Raw genomic sequence first — 15,162 nt, 5'->3', positions numbered from 1 at the left:
TAGTCGGTAAAAGTAGGGGGATTTGATAGTTTTATCAAATGCCCCTTTGTTAGTTTTGAATAGATAGAATTTTAGGAGGCCCAATGGCCGTAGCAGCAAACAAACGCTCTGTGATGACTTTGTACTCACTTGCCGATGACATGTATAGTCATCAAACTCGTATAGTGTTAGCAGAAAAAGGCGTGGGTGTAGATATACACTTAGTTGAAATGGGAAATTTACCTGAAGATTTATTGGATTTAAACCCATACGGTACAGTGCCAACACTAATTGATCGTGAGTTAGCGTTATATGAAGCTAAAATTATTGTTGAATACTTAGATGAGCGTTTTCCACACCCACCATTAATGCCTGTTTACCCGGTATCTCGTGGTCGCAGCCGTTTAATGATGCATAGAATTGAGCAAGACTGGTACAGCCTTGCAAAAACTATTAATACAGGTACTGCTGAGCAAGCTGCGAAAGCTCGCCAAGAATTAAAAGAAAGCTTATTAAGTGTTGCGCCAATTTTAAATGAAGCACCGTACTTTATGAGTGAAGAGTATAGTCTTGTTGATTGTTATTTAGCACCGCTATTATGGCGTTTACCTGCCTTTGGTATTGAACTTGAAGGTCAAGGCGCTAAAGAGCTTAAAACATACATGTTACGTTTGTTTGAACGTGAATCATTTCAAGCTTCATTAACGGAAGCTGAGCGCGAATTACGTTTTGGTAACCCTGCCTAATGAGTGATTCAAATATTAACAATATGACTTCAAATAAGCCTTATTTAGTTGGCGCTTTTTATGATTGGATATCGGATAACGATTTAACGCCTTATATTGTTGTTGATGTTAATGTTTATGGCGTTTTGGTACCGATGAACTATGTGGCAGATGGGCAAATAGTGTTAAACATTGCCAGCTCAGCAGTGGGCGCAATTTCTATGGGTGAAACTGCTATAGAGTTTAGCGCTAGATTTGGTGGTAAGCTTGAACATATGACAGTGCCTTACGGGGCTATTGCAGCTATTTACGCTAAAGAAAATGGTGCAGGTACGTCATTACCTATTGAACATCCAAGTGATGAAGAAATAGATGAGGAAACGCTTACATCAGAGCCTGCGCCTGAAAAGTCAAAAACGACGTTGAGTAGTGTTACATCAGACAGTGATGATAGAGATAAGAGTGCTTTGCCTAAAGTAAAAAGCAAGGCAAGTTTAAAAGTCATTAAATAATGACCCAGTAAACATTAACTCATTATTGTAAACACAACTGTTAAACATAAAAAAGCGAGACACTGTCTCGCTTTTCTTTTACTTGATGTTGAGATATTTAACTTAAGTTCATCAGGCTCCATATCTCTTGAAAATATTTAGTCCAGGTATTCAAACGCTTTAAATACCTTATTAACGCCACTAATATTTCGAGTGATATCAATAGCCGATGCCGCCTCTTTGCTGCTCACTAACCCCAACAGAAACACCTCTGCATTCTCGGTGACTACTTTAATGTCTTTACCATTAACGTTATCACTAGCAAATAAAGCTGACTTTACTTTTGACGTTAACCAAATATCGTTGGTTTGTGTTGTCATTGACGTGACAGAGCTAATACGAATTTGGTTATGAATTTTAACCACATCATTAACAGCAGATACAGTTTTCACTGCAAGGTTACTTAAGTAAGTATTTGGCGCCTGACCAACAATTAATACAGTACCGTTAACACTAGTGACATGAAGATTAGTATGTTCACTTAATTCTTTTTGTTTTGCTAAGTCGTTATGAGCGGTAAACTCTATTAATTGATCATCAATTTGTTGGCTCATAGTACGACGGTCTGTAGCAATTGTTGCACCGGCAGTTATGGCTGTTACTGTCGCGACCGCACAGCCTTGGAGTAGTGATATTAAGGTAAGGGCACCGACTAGCTGATAAGTTTTGTTAGTTGGCGGTTTAAGCGTATTTTTAGCCGATAGATTAGGCTTTTTGAAGTAAGCTAAAGAGAACTTCATAGGTTTACTCCGATTGTGGAAATAAAGTGGTATCAATAATTTCGCATAAACTATGCAGTACAACAAGATGCACTTCTTGAATACGTGAGGTACGAGCAGAGGGGACTCTAATTTCCACATCATTAACACCCAGTAAACCCGAAATATCACCGCCGTCAAAGCCTGTTAAAGCGATAATAGGCATATCTCGTGATACTGCGCTTTCAATAGCTTTAATAACATTGCGAGAGTTACCGCTGGTTGAAATCGCTAATAAAACATCACCATTATTGCCTAGCGCACGAATTTGTTTAGAAAACACCTCGTCATACTGGTAGTCATTGGCGATTGAGGTAATGGTTGCTATATCACTACTCAGTGAAATTGCCGGTAAGCTAGGTCGTTCGGTTTCGTACTTGTTTAATAATTGCGAGCAAAAATGTTGACTATGTCCTGCTGAGCCGCCATTACCACAAGCGATTATTTTATTACCGCCGAGCAAACATTGCACTAGTATCATACCTGCGTGCTCCATTGACGGTGCTAATAACTCACTGGCGGCAATTTGTGTTTGAATGCTTTCAGTAAAATTATCTTTGATCTGATCTAACATAAGAAAAATATACCTTGTGACTTATTTTTAAAATTGTTTATACGCGCTATTTTTTGAGTTCTTGATGTCAATTGCTTAGTTCAAGGTGCTAGTTCAAGTTATGAATAAGTAACCTTACTAAAAGGCGCTTTTTAGCCAAGTAACTTCGGGTTTATCTAGGTTGCCTTCTAAGGCGATAACATCAATACGACAAGGGGTATTATATTCATTTAACCCAGCGTTATGGAGATAAAATGTAATAGCATGTTTAATTTTTTGTTGTTTAGCTGGCGAAACAGCATTTATCGCGCCACCAAAAGCTTGGCTTTTTCTGTACTTAACCTCAATAAATACATAAGTTTCACCCTCTAACATAATAATATCTATTTCACCTTGTCGGCAATGTACATTACTATCCACTAAAACTAAACCATGCTGAAGTAAGTAATTAATAGCATACTGCTCAGAAATACTACCAATGGCACTACTGGTTTTAGTTGTTTTATCTTGAGTAAATAATGTGGTGATTTTTTTAGTTAATTTCAACTTCTGAAACCTTGCCGCGTTTATATTCTCCCCACAATAAACTACGGTTTAATATACCATTTTCATGAAGTTGTAATATACCCGTTTGACCATAGTGTCTAATGTAAGGCACCTTTGGCATCAAAGGTAAAGTATCAAGTAAATTATAACTGTCATACCCTAAGGCAAATATGCGTGACAGACTATCGCTGCGATTAGGCCACAACTCTTTACTAAGTTTAGCGAGGCTTTTATTTTGTTTTGTTGAGTCTAATAGCCAAGGAATTTCGGTAAATGTTAATCCTTGCAGATCGGTACTGCTGCTATTGTCATATTGAATGCTATGGCTACGAGAGCTTGCATAAACAGGAATGCTTGGAGCAAAAGGGCTAATATTAACCTCAATGTAAGGTTTAACTAAACGGCTCTCCTTAGAAGAGCCTATTAAGTAAATCATATCTACATCGCGGCGGTTTCTTGTTTGTGTTTTTATTGAATATTTTAAGTGACTTTCAAACTCTTTAATACGCGCTTCACTTTCATGAACATCAAGGCTTGATTTGATATCAGTTTGCATCTTTTTACCAGTATCAAAATAAACCACATCAATAGTAGAGTCGGTCATTAACTGCCATTGCTGAGCAAATGCTTGCGCGATACGCTTACTTACCGCATCATCATGGCTAAGTACAATAGGTTGTTTATAATTAGCATAACTTAACGAGGCGGCGGCTTGCTTACCTTCATCTTCAGGTCGCATTGATAGAGCATAATGTTGAGCCTTTAATGGTAAATTAGCGGGCACATTTAATAACAACGTAGGAATGCTGCTTTGGGTCGGTGTAAGTGAGTTTTCATTATCTGCGAAGTTGTTACTGATGTTATTATCAGACTCTTCAGTAGACATAGAAGGGCTAAGCTCTAGTGCTAAATATTGTGCTAAGTTGTTTCTTAGTAAAGGCCCAATCACAAAATCAATGGTTAAATCAGAAAATTGTTGATTCAAGCTGTTCCAATCTAGCGTGTTAGTATCAAAAAAGTGCAGATGCTTGTTACTGTCTGACTGATAAGCGGCTAAAATACCTTGTTGTGCTGTTAGGCCGGCAAGTTGCTGTGAACCGCTTAACGGTAATAGCACAGCAATATTTACGATTGGCGTGGCGCTAAGGTTTGTTGAAATTAGTTGCTGCACAATTGAATTGGCAGGATGCACGGCAAAGCGACGTTGCCATGTGGCTAAGGCATCTTCAAGTTCTTCAGAGTTTGAACCCCATTGGTTTGCAGTGTTAGTTAATGCTAACCAACCCTTAATGTAAGGTGCGTTTTTTTCTTGTAAAAGCTTAACTTGCCAGGGCGTTAAGGCAGAGAATTTACGCCATAATGCATTAACATTAACTTCACTATCCTCAGGTGTAGAGCTTTCTTGTAATGAAAAAATAAACAACTCTGTTTGTACTAATTCTATAGGTCTGTTTTTACTTTGCCATATGGTGCGCTGTGTTTGGTAATAGTCTAGAGTTAACGCTAAGTTATGCCCTTTAGCGTATGTTTCAATCTCAATCAATTGTTGCTGTACTAAGTCAATTGATTGTTCATCGAGTGCTAATAAGCTTTTTGCTTTAATTAACTTTAATTGATAACGCTGATTAACCGTAGTTTCGTTATGTAATTGCGTATTTGCATTAATAAGCGTTAAACTTTTATCGGCAAGCCATAGTGATTTTTTATAGTGGTTTGGCGTCGTCGCGCCTTCTGTAAACAAGAGTTCGCTGGCACTAATAAGCTCAATAATGGCTTGCTCTGAATTGCCTTCACTGAGTGATTTTTTAGCAAGGGCGAGTTTGTCTGCACTGGTTACAGCATTGTCGGCTTGTGTGTTAACTTCTTTTGTCGGTGTTGTGCTGTTGGTTTTTTTTGGTTGTTGAGAGCTACAACTGGTAATAAGAAAAGCCGTCAAAGTAATTAGGCATAATACCTTTATTGATGAAAATAAATGGCCTAAACGAGTATTAGCGGATGAGCCTAGCGGTGATAAAAATGAAATTGTTTGACCCACAATGAAGAAATCCGTGCATTTTGTTATCAGTATGGGTTTATAATAAACGTCATTGTAGCCCGCCACAACCAAATCAAGTGAAGTAAATATAAATGAGTGAAACAACGGTTAACCCAGGCACGTTATATATAGTCGCCACCCCCATTGGTAATTTAGGTGATATAAGTCAGCGCGCTATTGATATATTAACGCAAGTTGATGTTATTGCATGCGAAGATACACGCCATAGCGGTAAGTTACTCTCTGCTTTTTCGATAAAAAATAAAACGTTATCAATGCATGATCACAATGAAAGGCAGCGCCAAGAACAAATTGCCACTATGTTGCAAGAAGGCAAAACAATTGCTTTAGTTTCTGATGCGGGCACGCCATTAATTAGTGATCCTGGTTTTCACCTTGTGCGCCATTGTCGTAGTTTAGGTTTAACTGTTTCTCCTGTGCCAGGTGCATGTGCGGCAATTTCTGCCTTATCGGTTGCGGGCTTACCAACGGATCGATTTAGCTTTGAAGGTTTTTTACCGTCAAAACCGGGGGCAAGGCAAAGTACGTTATTAGCATTAGAAAACGAACCTCGAACTATGGTTTTTTATGACGCACCAAGACGTGCCATTGATACCGTGAAAGACATAGTAACAACGCTAGGCGGCGAACGTTATGTCGTTATTGCTCGCGAGTTAACTAAAACCTTTGAAACCATTCATTCGGATAGTGCGCAAAATTTATTAGACTGGTTAGAACAGGACCCTAATCAATTAAAAGGTGAAATGGTGCTTATTATTGAGGGCCATAAAGTTGATGCTAATGATATTCCAGCCGAAGCCATTAACACATTAAAGTTATTATTAGCTGAAATGAAACCTAAAAAAGCCTGTGCTATTACCGCTGAAATACATGGTATTAAAAAGAATGCCTTGTACGATATTGCCCTGTCATTAAAGTAGTGCAACAAGGGGGGTAACTTTAACTTGCAGCAAAGCCGACAGCTAGGTAGAATGCGCCTCGAGTTGGCCAGACAATCGCTGCTTTATCGTTGTATTTTGAATTTCGGTTCTTAATAGACAGATAAGGGGGAGGAAAGTCCGGGCTCCAATGAGCAGGGTGCCAGGTAACGCCTGGGCGGCGCAAGCCGACGACAAGTGCAGCAGAGAGAAGACCGCCGATGGCTCACTTATTTATAGGTGATAAAGCACAGGTAAGGCTGAAAGGGTGCGGTAAGAGCGCACCGGGCGACTGGTAACAGTTCGCAGCAGGGTAAACTCCACCTGGAGCAAGACCAAATAGGGTTTCATGATTATTTTAACGCAAGTTAATATAATATAAGCGTGGCTCGCGTGGAAACCGGGTAGGTTGCTTGAGCCTTAGCGCGAGTTAAGGCCTAGACGAATGATTGTCACTTTTTTCATTTTGGTGATTAAAGCTACAAAACCCGGCTTATAGTGCCAACTCAAACTATTCTATAAAAAAACCGCTATATTGCTATAGCGGTTTTTTTTGTTGCTGTTGCGTATATATTGCTAAGTAAACTAAAAGCTGACTTCTAACCAGTCTTGGTTTTTGTCAAAATATAAAGTACGTATATTCCCTTTGCCTTCAATATTTACCATATTGATTTGTGTTGGCCATAAATCACGTAAGCTACCGTTATATAACTTTAACCCAGGAAGCTCCTCAGGTAACTCTACCTCTTGGTAAACCCAAAAAAACTTCCCTTCAGTTTCATAACCAACCTCACTCAGCGCTAGCGGTTTATCATCTAAACTTCGCACTAAGAATTGTTTGGCAACATAATCAGCAAATTGTTGCTGCGTTTCTTTTGAGTTTAAAATATCAGCTTTTTTATCAAATAATGTGTGAACGGCATGCTCAGTATCATGTAAGTAAAAGCGATGCGAGACTTCTAATGTTTTCGCATCTTTACTGATTAACATGGTGGTTTCTGCTGACTTTTGTTGATGGGCAAACGATAGATTGGCCCATAAAATAAACATCATCAGTGGTATGACTTTACCTATGTTTAGTATGCTCATACTAATTACCCTTTTCTTGTTCATCATCAGACTTTTCATCATCGACAGGTTTTAGCTCAGTTTTAATATCTTGCATGATATCGCGCTTAACTTTGTCTGTGCTTTTCTTCGCTTTGTATGCTTGTACTCGTGAAGGAATAATACGGCGTGGGTAGTAGTTGTTTTCTATTTCAACATCTGCAGTTTCCCAACCAGGATCGACAACAACGGAGGCAAGCTCTTTCTTTTTTTCTGTCACAATAAGTTTGCGAACATTCTTGGGAGTGCGTCGCCATATTTCAGCTGGAATATATTGCTCTTCTTTTGTGCCGTCGGTATAGGTTAACTCTAATAATATCGGCATAACTAACCCACCACGGTTAGAAAACTCTAATACATAGTAGTTATTATCTTCTTTAACGGCTCGAGCTAAAACTTCTCGCTCCCATGGTTCCATTTTCTTTAAAAGTTTTTGGTAAGCATTACGCTCTTTATTCGTAACGGTAAAACGGTCATTTGCGTCATAAAAGTCGGTTATGTCTTTATTGCGATCTACCCATAGCTCTTTATTTAATGCTTTATTACGCTCAACAAACAGCGAGGAAGGTTTGTTTTGTTCAATGTCACGTAAGCGAGCAAAGTCTATGTCTGGGTTGTGAGTATCTAATCGCATTTGATAAACTTTATCGATTGAAATATCAACATGGTCAGTGCTGTAGAACCAACCGCGCCAGAACCAATCTAAATCCACCCCAGATGCTTCCTCCATTGTTCTGAAAAAATCAGAAGGGGTAGGGCGTTTGAACTTCCAACGCTGGGCATATTCTTTAAAGGCAAAATCGAAAAGTTCTCGGCCTAAAATAACCTCACGTAAAATATTTAATGCTGCGGCAGGCTTAGTGTAGGCATTAGGCCCTAAGCGCAATACACTATCTGACTGTGTCATAATAGGCACTTGGTTTTCAGATTTCATGTAACCAATAATATCGCGAGGTTCTACGCCCCAAGGAATAGTATGATCCCATTCTCGCCCTGCAACTCCATCAAGGAAACTGTTCAAGCCTTCATCCATCCAGGTCCATTGACGCTCATCTGAGTTCACAATCATCGGAAAGTAAATGTGACCTACTTCATGAATAACAACACCAATTAAAAAACGTTTTTCGGCTTGAGAGTATGTACGACTGCCGTCATCTTGCAGTTTAGTACGAGGTCCATTGAAAGTAATCATTGGGTATTCCATGCCCCCAACTGGCCCATTTACCGATTGTGCAGTAGGGTAAGGATAGTTAAATGAAAAACGTGAATAGACTTCCATAGTATGAATAACAGACTCGGTTGAGTACTTTTTCCATAAATCGCCACCTTCTTTAGGGTAGAACGACATTGCCATCACCTGTGGCATTTCATTAGAGTTTTGTTGGTAGCCTTTAGCATCCCACATAAATTTACGTGAAGATCCCCAAGCAAAATCACGAACGTTATCGGCTTTAAAGTGCCATGTTTTTCGCTTATCGGTACCTTTAGTTTCGTTTTCCAAGGCTTCTGCTTCGGTTACTATGAATACAGGTCGTTTAGCTGTTTCTGCTTGCTTGAGACGTTTACGTTGAGTTTTTGTCAATACCTCTTCAGGGTTTGTTAATTCGCCTGTAGCACTAACAATGTGATCAGCCGGAACATTAATTTCAACTTCATAATTACCAAACTCTAAGGTGAATTCCCCTCGGCCTAAAAACTCTTTGTTAGTCCAGGCTTCATAATCGGTGTAAGCGTGCAAGCGAGGAAACCATTGTGCAAGTAAGAAAATATCATTACCGCCTTCGCGTGCATCTTTTGGAAAATGTTCGTAACCAGAACGTGCTGATACTGCGTCTTCTTCCACAATATTAAAAGCAAAGTCGATGCTAAAGTCTATCGAATCACTTGGTTTGATTGGTTTTGGTAAGTCGATGCGCATTTGTGTGCCAACAATAGTAAAGCTTAATTGATTACCTTTGTTGTCTTTTACTGCGCTGATTTCGTAGCCTAAGTTGTTATCAGCCATAAACTGCTGGCGTCTTAATTCTCCCAAACTTATTTTAGCTGGCGTTTGTTTATCACCTGCTTTGGTATAAGGACCTCGTCGACCAATACCACCAAAGTTATTAGCTGTATTGGCAATAGAGCTTTCTTTAAAAATATTCTGATCAAGTTGTACCCACAGATACTTTAACTGATAAGGGGAGTTATTATGATAGGTAATTTCTTCGTGACCTGTAATGCGGCGTTTTTCCTCATTGAGTGACACTTTAATTTTATAATCGACACGCTGCTGCCAATAACGCTCACCAGGCTCCCCTGCTGCGTTTCGATAAACATTAGGTGTAGGTAGTACTTCGCTAAGCTGGCGAAACTTATCTTCAAAGTCGCCTTTTGTTTGTTTAATCGCTGATGCGTTAACCGCTGTAGCAAAGGTTATTGGCAGTAGTGCTGCTAATGCAATATAGTTTTTAATATTCATTTTTATCATTTTATGTTGCTTTTAGTGGGTAGGAGTAATAAATAATTGTGTTGTCGTTATAGCAATGAGGTAACTACTTTGTTGCTATGTTAGTTACTTTATTGGTGCTGTTTTATTGGGCTAAGGTGGGTGTACTTTTTGTTTTGGTATATAGGGTAATCTTTTTTTTAATTGTCGCCCTAGTGAGCAATTTATTAATAGTAGCATTAGCACTTAGCTCTTTTAAAGGCGATGAAAGCCGCAGGTATTGCCGCAATAAAAGTGCAGATAAATATCATTGCTAGCCATTGTATATTAATAATAGCCATAATATTTTCACTCAATGCTAGACCAAAGTTATCAACTAAGTAAGGTTTTGTCATTAATAAGAATAAATAGAGTAATATTACAGCAATACTAGTGCTTAGTAATGTGATCATCATAGCTTCAAGTTTAATAAAACAATATAGAAAGAATGATGAAGCCCCAATAGCACGCAAAAGTTTAATTTCTTGATCGCGTTCACGAATAGAGCTCAGCATCATGGCGCTTAACCCTATAATTGCAGATATAAAAACAAACAAAGAAATAAGCCGAAGCACATTCTCTAGAATAGCCATTGTTTGCCACAGCTCTGCGATGGCAACGCCAGGTAAAATTGCGAGTAATGGTTCATCTTTACTCGTGTTAATGTTTCGTTGAACAGTAAATGTTGACATTTTAGACTTCAGGCCAACCATTAAGGCGGTAATACTTGTTGGTGCAGTTTGGTGTTGCCAATTTACATGTAATGCATCTAAACCTTTTAAGCTAATGTGTAGTGTTTGATCAACAGGTGTGCCAGTGGCCTGTAAAATACCAACAATGGTAAATGGCGTATCATCATGGTTACTAAAGCTTGTACTAACCAGACCATGAGCTAGCGTTATTTTATCTCCTAATTTATAGCCTAGTTTTTTTGCGATATCAGCGCCTAATACCACATCAAATATATGCTCAAATGGCTTTCCATTATTAAAAGTTAACGGTTGTTGGTCACCATATTTAAAATGGGTAAAGTAACTTTGGTTAGTGCCTAGCACTCGGTAGCCTTTATGAGAGTCACCAAGGGAAATAGGGATAGTCCATGCGACTCGTTCATCAGTAGAAATTTTAGTAAACGCTTCCCAACTAATATTATTGGTAGGTGAGCCCATTCTAAAAACAGAATAGAGTAATAAGTTTAAGCTGCCTGTTCTTGTACCTACAATTAGATCAACTCCTGAAATCGTATTAGCAAAACTTGTTTTGGCTTGTGTTCTGATATGTTCTACGCCAAACATAACTAAAATACTGATAGTCATAGCTAATAGAGTTAATAGAACAGAGCCTTTACGATTAAGGAGGCTTTTAGTGGCAATACGTAAGAACATTATTGTTTGTTAACAATCTTATTGATACTCGGTAGTGCAGCTGACCGAGTGAAGTACTGATTGAGTTGTTGGTCATGACTAACAAAAAGCACGGTGATTTTTTGAGTTGTACATAGCTCTATTAATAAGCGCATAAAGTTTTCTTTATTATATGGATCAAGTGATGAGGTTGGCTCATCAGCAATTAATAGTTTAGGGTTGTTGATTAGCGCTCTTGCGATAGCTACACGTTGCTGTTGCCCAATACTTAGTAAGTTAATAGGTTTATGCCAACTCTCTATTGGCATGTTTAAGGCCTCTAATAAGTTATGTATTTTCTTTACCAGTGCAGTCGTATTGCTTGGCTTATTTTTACTTGAAAAATAATGCGCTAGGCGAATATTCTCAACACTATTCAAATATGGAATAAGATTAAAGTTTTGAAAAATATAACCTATATTGTTAGCTCTAAACCTATTGCGTTGATGATCGGTCATTGCTTCTAAAGACTCGCCTAAGACATTAATGCTACCAGAGGAAGGCAACAGAATACCGCTTATCAGGTTTAGCAAAGTTGACTTTCCACAACCGGAAGGACCATAAATAAATAACTTTTCACCAGGGTAAACTTCCCATTTATCAATACTTAGCACCTGGTTTTTAGGTGTGTCAGGGTAATGAAAATTAACGTTTTGTAAGGAAACAGACATTGATTAATGGCTTTGGCTAAAATATAAGTGTTATATTATAACAATTATATTTTGGAGTAAATGTAGTTTTAAACTGAGGAGAATTTTTAGGTGGAGTTTAATCGAGAAGCAATGAAAGGAGTTACGGTAAAAATAGCAATATTGTTAATTTTTATTCTTCTCTCTTTTTACTTTTTTAAGGGGGAAAATAAGTCTATTACCTCAGATGTTACACAGCCTGTTATAGAAGAAAAACAGCAGCAAGAAAATGAGAGTATTTTTGTTAGCGATATAGACTCAGCCTCTAAACTTAAATCTGATAATGAAGTTGATACAGCGACAAATACTAACCCGATCAACCCTTATAATAGCTCTCCTAATACGCAGCAATATAATACACTCGAATGGATTGCACTCATTCCAGAAAAGGAGCTCGAAGCACTTTTAAACCCGCCTGAGTACTTAGAAGAAATAAGCGACGGGACATTAGAAGATCAACTCGATAATAAACTTCAAGGTATTAAAAAATCAGTACCTGAAGATAGTTATCAACAAGCATTAGTCTCTACAAATATTATTGAGGCAATGAATGGAGAAAATATACGTATCCCTGGATTTGTGGTACCGCTTGAAATTAATAAAGCTCAAGTGATAACTCGTTTTTTTCTTGTGCCATTTTTTGGCGCATGTATACATGCACCACCACCGGCGCCTAACCAAATTATTTATGTAGAATCAGAACAAGGTATTATTATGGAGTCGCTATACGATGCTGTGTGGGTTTCAGGAAAACTTGCAACCACACTTGTTGAAAACGATATGGCTACAGCGGCTTACTCAATGCAAATGCATTTCATTGAAGTTTACGATCAAAGCTACTAGGGGCTGTTGATCTTTCACGGTTAAATTTTGTTCGAGATAAAAGCGTTTTAATCACGGCGGACAGTGTGTTGCCTAGTCATTCTAAGCAAATACTGTTCAACAAAGCGTAAAATGCTTTTAGCCGAATCCTTCGGACAGCGTTTGTTGGTCATTTTTACTGCGTTATCGCCTTTTTAGGTAACGCTACATGGATGTAGTTTATTAGACAATGCAGGAGCTTATTGTCCTGAATAACTACATTACAAAGGCTCTGCCTTGTATAAATACCCAACAAAAAGCTGCAAAAATAATCTCGAAAGATCAACAGCCCCTAGTGTAACCCTAAAGTGAAATAGTACTTATTTAAAGTACTATTTTTTTGCACCACACGAATATAAACAAGGCGCTTTTTTATGACTTAAATTAAAGTTTTTATAATGGCTATAAGCAATAATTATAGAGCCGATAACGGTCATTGTTTTTTCACCTAAACTACCTATATTTTCTTCTCCTAACAACACTGCTAAAACTAAAAAAATCAAACCAACTACACCAATAAAAAGCACCGATATTTTATTATGTTTTTTATAACCTAATATTAATGCATAGCAGCTGATAGGAACCACAATAAGCACCATGGCATAATGATATGTTTCTTGCTCTAGTGATAATTGAGCAATACTAGGTAGTAATATAATGAGTAGCGGTAACGCTAAACAGTGAGCTAAGCATAACAGTGATATACCAATGGCTATTTTATCACTAGTGATAGATATTTCTTTCATTGAACGAGCCTTATGTTTTATTAAATTTTTGTATTTTTATCCTAGTTGCCATTTCACTCTGAACATGAGTTACAAATACAATTTAGTTCTATGTGTGAGGATAGTAATTGGTACCCTGTTTCTTTTATATTGCTGTCTAATGCCGCCAAGTGAGACTGGTTGAGCTCAATTTCATCTACACGCTGACATTGGTGACAAAAAAGCAATTGTGAAATAGTTTGCTCTGGCGTACTTTTAATATGTCGACAAGCTACATACTTGTTAGCAATATGTAGTCGGTGAATGAGTTGAGATTGCTCTAAAAACTCTAAAATACGATAAACAGACATTGGGGGTAATGATTGTTGAAAATTACGCTTGAATAAGTCAATCAACTCATATGCCGATACGGCTTTACCAGCCTGTAATAATAAGGTCAGCACGAGTTTTCTTTTTGAGGTCAGTTGCACTCCAAGCTGTCGACATTTATCTTCCGCTTGCGTTAATCGTAACTGCGTTACGTCCATGTGATTACCTTAATTTAATGTCAATATTGTTTTTGAGGGGGTTAATAAATATGAGCCTTGCTTGTTTTCGCGTATCCATATTGCCCGTACTTGTTCAATGGCTGGGTAATGCTTAAATAACTCAAGTGAAATATTGTTTACTTTAGAGATTGATGCACAAGTAAATTGATAATTAATTTCTATTTCTGCGTGATTTTCGGCTCTGCTTGAGCGATTTTTATATGGTTTTGTGGCTTTGTGGTTTTGTGTTTTTGGGTCAACAGCCTGGGTATCAATTAAAGTATCTATTAACCGGCAGTCACCATTATCGAGCGTTAATATATTGTTAGTTGAAGCAAGATTATTTTTAATACGATTCAACGTAGCCAGTTCCTGTTCAGTAGCGGCCTGATGTTCAAACCCGAGTAAACTGTCAGCAGGTGATAAAATTTGTACCATTAAACTATTACCCTCAATGACCATTGTTAACTCAGCATAGCCATGTTGGTGTGTATTATGTTTATTCGTATTATGTTTATTCGTATTATGTTTATTAGTATTGTGAGTAGAGCAGGTTGTATGATCGTGTGCTAGTGCAATACTGTGTGAAGCCGCACTATTAAGTAGTAGTAACTTTAAAGTTACTACTATTAAATACTTTACTTTTGTATTGCGTATTAAACTCTCCATTAGACTAATTCACAAAATCTAACGTGAGCAATAAGCGGTGTTCATTTTGAGCAAGGATCGGTGAGCGGTGCACTAAGCCAGCATTTTCATTGTTATACCATGACTCCCCTTTTAATAAAGCAACATCTCCCGATGATAATTGCTGAACAGTAGCGTCAGGGTTAATAATACCAGAACATTCATCACTTAGTCCTTCACTGCCTGCACCTAGTTTTGTGCGATTTACTGCATTATGAGGTAGCCATTGTGTTGCCGAACCATAAAAGGTGGTAATTAAACGGCAAGGTACTTTATCAACATGAAACTTGGGGCACATAGGGCTATCGAGTAGCTTCAATCGTAACCCCGCATATTCTAAATCAAAAAGCGTACAAAACATGTCAACCAACAAGCAAATATGCTCGCTAAGCTCTTTACTTGTCTCAATATCTGCGAAGCACTCCCGCACATGTTCGCGTATATTGTTAGGGCTTACAGTCATTATGCTCTTAAACGCGGGCTTTTTAAGAATGATTTCTTCAATACATTCTTTCATATTGCTCGGTAATGGTCGTTTCCAAACCGCTAAGTTGATATCGTCTTCATAAATATCTGCAAGTACTGAGTAGTGTTCAGACATCGTTGTGCGC

16 protein-coding genes and 1 other RNA gene are annotated in these 15,162 nt (G+C 38.0%); 5 read left to right on the top strand and 12 right to left on the bottom strand.

The genetic code is table 11. From position 1 onward, the window contains the following. Nucleotides 1–83 precede the first annotated feature (83 nt). Both sspA and ABD005_RS06270 read left to right on the top strand, forming a co-directional pair. Nucleotides 84–725, top strand: coding sequence for a stringent starvation protein SspA (gene sspA, locus ABD005_RS06275; RefSeq protein ID WP_215981416.1), 642 nt, complete (start codon nucleotides 84–86; stop codon nucleotides 723–725). After that, the gene (locus ABD005_RS06270) at nucleotides 725–1,216 is read left to right on the top strand and encodes a ClpXP protease specificity-enhancing factor (protein WP_215981415.1); all 492 of its coding nucleotides are present in this window, start codon (nucleotides 725–727) and stop codon (nucleotides 1,214–1,216) included. The genes sspA and ABD005_RS06270 overlap by 1 nt, the downstream gene beginning before the upstream one ends. Nucleotides 1,217–1,353: 137 nt before the next feature. On the opposite strand, the gene ABD005_RS06265 is transcribed toward ABD005_RS06270, so the two are convergent. The 4 genes from ABD005_RS06265 to ABD005_RS06250 form a co-directional block, all read right to left on the bottom strand. Beyond that, complete coding sequence (locus ABD005_RS06265; RefSeq protein ID WP_343816281.1) at nucleotides 1,354–1,995, bottom strand: BON domain-containing protein; 642 nt, start codon at nucleotides 1,993–1,995, stop codon at nucleotides 1,354–1,356. Nucleotides 1,996–1,999: 4 nt separating this feature from the next. Then, entirely contained in the window at nucleotides 2,000–2,587 is a 588-nt protein-coding gene (locus tag ABD005_RS06260; protein ID WP_343816278.1) for a phosphoheptose isomerase, read from the bottom strand. Nucleotides 2,588–2,704: 117 nt separating this feature from the next. Beyond that, nucleotides 2,705–3,112: a YraN family protein gene (locus tag ABD005_RS06255; protein WP_252739020.1), complete on the bottom strand. Its 408-nt coding sequence runs from the start codon at nucleotides 3,110–3,112 to the stop codon at nucleotides 2,705–2,707. Further along, nucleotides 3,099–5,147 carry a penicillin-binding protein activator gene (locus ABD005_RS06250; protein WP_343816274.1) on the bottom strand — a complete coding sequence of 683 codons (2,049 nt, stop codon included), beginning with the start codon at nucleotides 5,145–5,147 and terminating at the stop codon, nucleotides 3,099–3,101. The genes ABD005_RS06255 and ABD005_RS06250 overlap by 14 nt, the downstream gene beginning before the upstream one ends. Before the next feature lie 92 nt (nucleotides 5,148–5,239). Between ABD005_RS06250 and rsmI the strand changes: the two genes are divergently transcribed. Beyond that, nucleotides 5,240–6,088: a 16S rRNA (cytidine(1402)-2'-O)-methyltransferase gene (gene rsmI / locus ABD005_RS06245; protein WP_343816272.1), complete on the top strand. Its 849-nt coding sequence runs from the start codon at nucleotides 5,240–5,242 to the stop codon at nucleotides 6,086–6,088. A gap of 59 nt (nucleotides 6,089–6,147) precedes the next feature. Continuing rightward, nucleotides 6,148–6,598, top strand: an RNA gene (gene rnpB / locus ABD005_RS06240) — RNase P RNA component class A. Between the two features lie 72 nt (nucleotides 6,599–6,670). Here rnpB and ABD005_RS06235 read toward each other — a convergent pair. From ABD005_RS06235 to ABD005_RS06220, 4 genes are all read right to left on the bottom strand, one after another. Further along, nucleotides 6,671–7,174, bottom strand: coding sequence for a DUF6702 family protein (locus tag ABD005_RS06235; protein ID WP_343816269.1), 504 nt, complete (start codon nucleotides 7,172–7,174; stop codon nucleotides 6,671–6,673). A 1-nt stretch (nucleotide 7,175) separates the two neighbouring features. After that, nucleotides 7,176–9,653 (bottom strand): M1 family metallopeptidase, encoded by a 2,478-nt coding sequence (locus ABD005_RS06230; protein WP_343816389.1) that lies wholly within the window; start codon nucleotides 9,651–9,653, stop codon nucleotides 7,176–7,178. Nucleotides 9,654–9,859: 206 nt separating this feature from the next. Continuing rightward, nucleotides 9,860–11,044: an ABC transporter permease gene (locus ABD005_RS06225; protein ID WP_215981410.1), complete on the bottom strand. Its 1,185-nt coding sequence runs from the start codon at nucleotides 11,042–11,044 to the stop codon at nucleotides 9,860–9,862. Continuing rightward, the gene (locus ABD005_RS06220) at nucleotides 11,044–11,733 is read right to left on the bottom strand and encodes an ABC transporter ATP-binding protein (RefSeq protein WP_215981409.1); all 690 of its coding nucleotides are present in this window, start codon (nucleotides 11,731–11,733) and stop codon (nucleotides 11,044–11,046) included. The genes ABD005_RS06225 and ABD005_RS06220 overlap by 1 nt, the downstream gene beginning before the upstream one ends. A 90-nt stretch (nucleotides 11,734–11,823) precedes the next feature. On the opposite strand from ABD005_RS06220, the gene ABD005_RS06215 reads away from it, so the two are divergent. Beyond that, on the top strand, nucleotides 11,824–12,594 hold the full coding sequence (locus tag ABD005_RS06215; protein ID WP_343816261.1) for a DUF3299 domain-containing protein: 771 nt from the start codon (nucleotides 11,824–11,826) through the stop codon (nucleotides 12,592–12,594). Between the two features lie 350 nt (nucleotides 12,595–12,944). On the opposite strand, the gene ABD005_RS06205 is transcribed toward ABD005_RS06215, so the two are convergent. Genes ABD005_RS06205 through ABD005_RS06190 form a run of 4 tightly spaced genes read right to left on the bottom strand, consistent with a single transcriptional unit; the run spans nucleotide 12,945 to nucleotide 15,152 of the window. Then, nucleotides 12,945–13,358, bottom strand: a complete 414-nt coding sequence (locus tag ABD005_RS06205; protein ID WP_343816258.1) for a MerC domain-containing protein — start codon at nucleotides 13,356–13,358, stop codon at nucleotides 12,945–12,947. A gap of 53 nt (nucleotides 13,359–13,411) precedes the next feature. Then, nucleotides 13,412–13,864 (bottom strand): Fur family transcriptional regulator, encoded by a 453-nt coding sequence (locus tag ABD005_RS06200; RefSeq protein ID WP_215979813.1) that lies wholly within the window; start codon nucleotides 13,862–13,864, stop codon nucleotides 13,412–13,414. A 9-nt stretch (nucleotides 13,865–13,873) separates the two neighbouring features. After that, nucleotides 13,874–14,533, bottom strand: a complete 660-nt coding sequence (locus ABD005_RS06195; RefSeq protein WP_343816254.1) for a ZrgA family zinc uptake protein — start codon at nucleotides 14,531–14,533, stop codon at nucleotides 13,874–13,876. Nucleotides 14,534–14,537: 4 nt separating this feature from the next. Then, nucleotides 14,538–15,152, bottom strand: a complete 615-nt coding sequence (locus ABD005_RS06190; protein WP_343816251.1) for a DUF1826 domain-containing protein — start codon at nucleotides 15,150–15,152, stop codon at nucleotides 14,538–14,540. Nucleotides 15,153–15,162: the final 10 nt, after the last annotated feature.

Origin of the sequence: Colwellia asteriadis, from assembly GCF_039523295.1 — a bacterium.
Taxonomy (GTDB): Bacteria; Pseudomonadota; Gammaproteobacteria; order Enterobacterales; family Alteromonadaceae; genus Colwellia; species Colwellia asteriadis.
This window is presented reverse-complemented; position numbering and strand designations above follow the sequence as displayed.